Source organism: Okeania sp. SIO3B5 (assembly GCF_010692555.1).
Lineage (GTDB): Bacteria > Cyanobacteriota > Cyanobacteriia > Cyanobacteriales > Microcoleaceae > Okeania.
On record NZ_JAAHHG010000615.1, the window covers coordinates 1 to 5,485 of the forward strand.

The window sequence follows — 5,485 nt, forward strand, 5'->3', positions numbered from 1 at the left end:
CTGCGGACTTCAGCAATAATACCTTGTGCTTAAGGACAAGTTTTAAATGAATATAGACTTTGGAACTGACTTTTAGTCAGATTTTTCTAGCTTAATTAAATATTGCTTTTAGTGAGTGATAAAAGCACTCTTCTGATAGCTGATAGCTGACGGCTGAATGCTTACCTCTTTATGTACTACATTTTGTCGTGCGGAATGTGGGTTTTAGATTTAATCAGCAAGCCCTATTTATAGAGAAATTTTCACTTCAATTCACAACATTTCTCAAATTAATCACACCATAAAATCCAGAGAAAAACTCATTATTTTCCAAGGTAAAATTTCACAACTTCTACCCTCAAAATCAACAGAAGATTCAGCAACATCTCGCTCCAACAAATCAACAACTTTTCCTACTGCCAAACCAGCATCACTTTCCAAATTCAAAATTGCCTCTCTTCCCAAACATTCATAACACCTTAAAACCCAATATTGATTATTCTCTGACCGCTTCAACGCCATCAAAATTAAATTATCAGTTTCCCAACCCAAGAAACGATAAATTTGTGGCAACCTTCCACCAGATTTTTCAGAACTAATCCACGGCATTACCTTAACAAGCAAAGGCAAATTTAACTCATAACCCCGTTGCACAGTACCAGCACTTTCCCAACTTCCCAAATGAGGATAAATAGCATAAGTAAATTCGTGAATTCCCACATCAGCCTCCTCATCAGGCCAAGTCGAACCCCTTAATAAAGTTAAACGTAATTCATCTGACTTTGCATCATATCCATACTTACAATCATTCAACAAACTTACCCCATAATTATCATCACTAATATCCGCCCAACGTAAAGCAGGAACTTCCCATTTTGCTTTATCTCTTTCTGTCTGAAACTTAGTCATTCTCTTAATTGCTCCACAAGGAATTTCATAAGTAACAAAATCCGTTTCTATATTTATAGGAAAAGCAGCTTTAACTAAAGTATGACTTTCCTGCCAATTTACCCAACATTTAATTTTTAGCAGTGGAGAAGCAAATTCCAGAATATAATCCTGACAAAACTCAGACTTTCCTATTCTTCTAATAACCCGCAGACAACTTCTTAAATCTCCTTTTTCCACCCACCCAATATCTATTAATTTTGCAGGAGCTAAAGGATATTCTTGATAATTTGGATCGATATTCCAAGCATCCCAATATTGACCCTCATCTTCAAAAGCTTGCAATTCATTCCCCTTCCCTTTTCCCAAAACTTCCCGTTCATTAATCTTGTCAAAAATACTCTCCAAATTTCCCGTTTCAGCCTCCACCTTTACCCGTAATAAATCATTCTCTAAAAGCCATCTTTCACCATTTAAACTAACAGTATTGACAGACTCAAATTTTTCTGCTATCCTTTCTGTAAAATGGGGAATAGGTGCGCTCATATATAGTCTTTTGTCCAAATCTGAAAACCCGCAACACAACCAAAACACTCGATAACCAACCCCAGGTACATCAGAAGCAATAAACAACAAATCCTTATCCGATACCTGAGAACTAACTAATCTTCCCTCATTGTCATAAACTAGCCAGTCATTTCCATCGTTTTGCATACCAGCAGAATAATTATCCATATCCAAACCCTCTCCCTGCTCCCTCCCTTGATACACCTTCCCTTTCGTCTGTCGCCCACCCAGAGTTGCACCGGACTTTGCATGGAACGTCCCTGCCCAACTATCCTTTTTTTCCGGAGGCGCTGGCAAAGCAACCGAAACCAATTCCGAACGTTGCCAATTCAGAGAATTAAAAACAATAACCGGAAAAAACATCCCACCCTCACCAGAATCAAACGAAAAAGGCGGACAAAGATCCACATCAGAAGCGATCGCCTCCATCGCCTCATTCAAAATTTCCCACCCCAGCCGTTCAGACTCCCTCCAACTACCATTAGCATCCACATAAACATCAGAAATAGCCGAACCAGGCAAAATATCGTGAAACTGATTAAACAAAACCCCCTTCCAAGCAACCTCCAAATCACTCTTACGATAAAAAGTCCCAGTCAAAACCGAAGCAAAAACAGCAAACAACTCCGCCTCATACAACAAACCCTCACAACAGCGGTTCCATCTCTTTTGATCCGCATGAGTCGTATAACAACCCCGATGAAACTCCAAATAAAGTTCATCCCGCCAAATAGGATAATCATCAGAACTTTCCCCTGCCAACTCCATCAAAAATTTCTCAGCAGTCGTAAACTCCAACAAAGGAAAAAAACCAGACTCCCGCCATCTTTTTCCTACCTCCAACATATCCCGAGTCGGCCCCCCACCATGGTCTCCCACCCCAGGCAACCACAAAACATTTTTCCTGCCAGTTTTCACCAACCATTCACAAGCAAACCTTCCCATCTTCACAACATCAATACCCTCTCCTATCGGCGGTAACATCAAACTAAAAATCCGACTTTTATCCAGACCTTCCCACCAAAAAACCTCAAAAGGAAACTCCATCAAATCATTCCAACGCAACTTTTGAGTCACAAAATATTCCATACCCCCACCCTGAAGAATTTGCGGAAGTTGCCAACAAAAACCAAAACTATCAGGCAACCAAGCTACAAGAGAAAATCTGCCAAACTTTTCCCAAAAATAACCTTGACCATATAAAACCTGCCGAACAATTGATTCCCCACTCACCGTATTTAACTCTGGTTCTACCCACAAACCCCCAACAAACTCCCACTTTCCCAACTCAACTTGCCCTTTAATTCTATTAAATAAATCTGGTCGATTTATTTCTATCCATTCATATAGTGCCGGAGTCGAATGACAGAAAATAAGTTCTGGAAAATCATGTTGTAAATTCAATACAGACTCAAAAGTTCGTTGCGCCACTTCCCAAGTTTCTTTTACATCCCATAACCAAGCTAAATCTAAATGAGCATGACCCAATAATTTCAGTTTTAAACTATTAATATACTTCTCAGAAATTTTGGCTATTTCAACATTAACTTTTTTCAGACACTCTTCAAACTTTTTCCTCTCTCCAACTGAATGCCAATCTATCAAATTCACCGCATCTTTTATTCTGTCTATATCTAAGTCATTCTCAATCTGAACCTTTGCCAAATATTCAACTAAAATTTCTAACTCATCTGCCAAAAAACCAGGGTCTAGCTGATAATTATCCACATTTTCATACACGCACCAAGACTTTACCAAAGCTCCCCAATCATGTACCGGACTTACCAACTTAATCCCAATTAAAAAAGTCTCCCCAACTATCGCCTTTCGACTCAGTAAAATTCGACTTGAACAGTCAAATAAATCTCCTGTTTGTACTAATTTTCCATTCACATAAATTTCCGCAGATTCTGCCCACCAAGTTAAACCTAATTTTAAAGATAAATCAGCTAAAAAATAGTCGTTTAAGTGTGAGGGAATTATCAATTTTTGCCCTAACCATAAAATCTGTTTACCTTTTGTCCAGGCAATATGTTTTCTCTCATTTGTTACGGCTAACTCCCAAGTATCTAAATTTTCAAGTGCGGTTAAAGGTATATCTCTTTGTCGGTATCGCCATTGTCTTTGAATATCTACTTGGGTTAGTTTTCGTAGTTTTTCTATAGTTGTTGAAATTTCTTTGATAGGAAGTTGCATAAAGTTTTGATTTCTTGATTATTGATCTGGTTAGAGCGAGTATATAGCAGAAGAAAGAAGAATAGAATAGATAGGATATAAGCTATCGCTCCACTTAACTGAGAAGATATAGCAATCAGGTAATCAGATGTGAGAATTGAGGTGTTCCTTTAAAGCATAGAATATCGCAGTTTTCTTATTCTTATGTATTCGTTTCTTCCCTCCATACCTATTCCCTAGAACAAAATTCTCCAATATCTCACAACTAAAATCATATTGCTATAGAGAAAATATTCGTTTCAGTGGAGTCAAATAAAGCATTTTGTGAAGCACAAAAAAAAATCTGTGAGGTTTTTTGCCTTGCTTTCCTCAAAAAATTGTGAGACAATTTATATATTGGGAGTTTTTCGTCCAGGGTCAACGCATCTAAATTTTTTGACAAATGACCAAGAAGATAATTTCAAATGGAGACTATGCGATCGCGTCGGACCTTGATCGATAACTGATACGGGAGTATTTAGGGTTTGCGCTCAAAAGTCTGATGGTGATAATAGGGAACAGGGAACACTTAACTGGGAACAGTTTAGACTATCTGCTACGGCCAAATTTTCGGCATTGTCAGGGGAAAAGTATTAGCATTTTGAGGCAACAATAGCCAAAAACCTTACATTTTTTCATAACAAAAAACCCTGGAAGCCTTTACAGGTATTGATTACAATTTTATGAGCGCAAGCCCTATTTATAGTTAGGGTTTGCTGAAAAAGTATGAGTGGTAAGGGTAGGCAACAGCTCCGAAAGGCAACAGTTTAGACTATCTGCTACGGCCAAGTTTTCGGCATTTTCAGGGGAAAAGTATTAGCATTTTGAGGCAAAAACAGCCAAAAACCTTGCACCCCCTCAGCAATATTTAACCCTGAAAGCCTTTACAGATATTGATTACAATTTTATGAGCGCAAGCCCTAGTTAATCTGGCTATCTACAATCACTTTAATCTATGAAATCACAAACAAATATTGTTTTGCTTTTATTGCGAATATTACAGCCTGCAATCACTTATTTTTTTGAGGTTCATAAAATCAGGACTTACGCAAAGACACTATATATAGCGTATGGTAATGTAGAGCGATTGCTGACGCAAAGCTCCGCTAACGCTTAAAAATAGAGAGCGATTGCTGACGCAAAGCTCCGCTAACGCCTCAAGACAAGTATCATTATGAAAACAAGAGTCAAAAAATACCTATCAAATAAAAACAGCTCTGAATTTGATTGTAGGTTTCTTCAGTTCTTGGAGCAGATAATCACGCCTAGTAATTCATGTTTGACTGTATAAATAGTTTTTCCTATTTTTACTGCTAATATGCATAAGAAATTCCAGACTAACATCCCACAAGTAATATGATTTATTTGAATTTGTTTCAGACGACATTGACAGGAGCAAAGAAAGTGTTAATTGCTTAATTTTTCTGTGAAATTCTTCAATTTTCCATCTGGTTTGAGATTCAAATTCTACATCATCTTTACTGCATTGGCTCAGGTCATTAGTAGCAATGTATTCTGTTCTGTTGGTAGAAACAGTTGCCCAGAAAAGCTTCACTGTCTTGAGTGCGTCTTACATTCTGAGGGGACCTCATAATTACGCACTCGCTTTTTTATCCCTTGGAAAACCTTTAATTTTAATTGTTTTACCTGATCTTTTTTCTGATTCACTCCAGCTTAATTCAGCAATCTTTTTATATTTTTCTACACCATAGATTTTTATCAGAGTCAGGTAAGAGAAATTGACTTTAACGATCCTGAGAGTCCGAAAATTATCAATAATTGGGTAAAAGATAAAACTGAAGGTAAAATCGATCAAATTATTCAAGCACTCAACCCC

2 protein-coding genes are annotated in these 5,485 nt (G+C 37.6%); one reads left to right on the forward strand and one right to left on the reverse strand.

The window, feature by feature from the left end:
- Window positions 1-273: 273 nt before the first annotated feature.
- On the reverse strand, window positions 274-3,630 hold the full coding sequence (locus F6K54_RS39415; RefSeq protein ID WP_293089711.1) for an alpha-mannosidase: 3,357 nt from the start codon (window positions 3,628-3,630) through the stop codon (window positions 274-276).
- Between the two features lie 1,786 nt (window positions 3,631-5,416).
- Between F6K54_RS39415 and F6K54_RS43570 the strand changes: the two genes are divergently transcribed.
- A partial coding sequence (locus F6K54_RS43570) for a hypothetical protein (RefSeq protein WP_366558372.1) occupies window positions 5,417-5,485 on the forward strand: 69 nt, incomplete at its 3' end.